Annotated in this window: 1 protein-coding gene; it reads right to left on the bottom strand. The window is 64.5% G+C overall.

Annotated elements, in window-relative coordinates; translation table 11 throughout:
- Positions 1-905: AMP-binding protein (locus ACZYOF_RS43980; RefSeq protein ID WP_463719619.1), on the bottom strand; the 905-nt coding region annotated here is incomplete at both ends.

Below are 905 nucleotides of genomic sequence, written 5' to 3'. Positions count from 1 at the left end.
GCCGCGCCGCGATCTCGCCCGGCTCGATCCGGAAGCCGCGGATCTTCACCTGGTCGTCGGTGCGGCCCAAAAACTCCAGATTGCCGTCCGGCAGATAGCGCGCCAGATCCCCGGTCCGGTACAGCCGCGCCCCGGCCTCGGCGCTGAACGGATCGGCCACAAACCGCTCCGCGGTCAGCGCGGGCCGCTTCAGATAGCCCCGCGCAACCCCCGCCCCGCCAATGTAAAGCTCCCCCACCGCACCAAACGGAACGGGCGCACCATGACCGTCAAGCAGGTAGATTCGCGTGTTCGCGATCGGGCGGCCGATCGGAGGCAATTGCGGCCAACATGCTGGGTCCGCCGCAAGATGGTGCTCCGTGACGACGTGGGTTTCTGTGGGCCCATACTGATTGATCAACCTCGCCCGCGGGTGCAATTCGAAGAACGACCTAAGCGCCGGGGTGGCCCGCAATTGCTCTCCCGCTGTATAGATCTCCCTCAAAGAGGGCAGCAGCACTCCCTCAGCGCCCCAGACTTCCGCAAACTGGTTCAGCGCTACGAACGGGAGGAAAAGCCGCTCGATCGCCTCACCCCACACAAATTCCAGCAAGGCGGAGAAGTCCGCACGGGTCTCTTCCTGCACGAGCACGAGCGGGCCACCGTCCCTCCAGCAACTGAACAATTCCTGGAATGACACGTCGAAGTTCAGGGTCGTGAACTGAAGTGTGCGTCGTTTGGGCGCGCCAAACTCCGGTGACGACCAGAGCAAATTCATCAGCGAGCCGTGGGACATTTCGACGCCCTTTGGCGTGCCTGATGATCCCGAGGTGTAGATCACATAGGCGAGATGGCGCGAGGTCAGCCCGAGGGCGCGCACATCCGGATCCGTCGCCGGCAGCGCCGCCCAGACCGGCGTCGCCGTC

It is taken from the genome of Bradyrhizobium sp. LeoA1Lang (genome assembly GCF_055413685.1).
The sequence above is the reverse complement of the archived record's forward strand: the minus strand, read 5'-3'. Positions and strand labels throughout refer to the sequence as shown.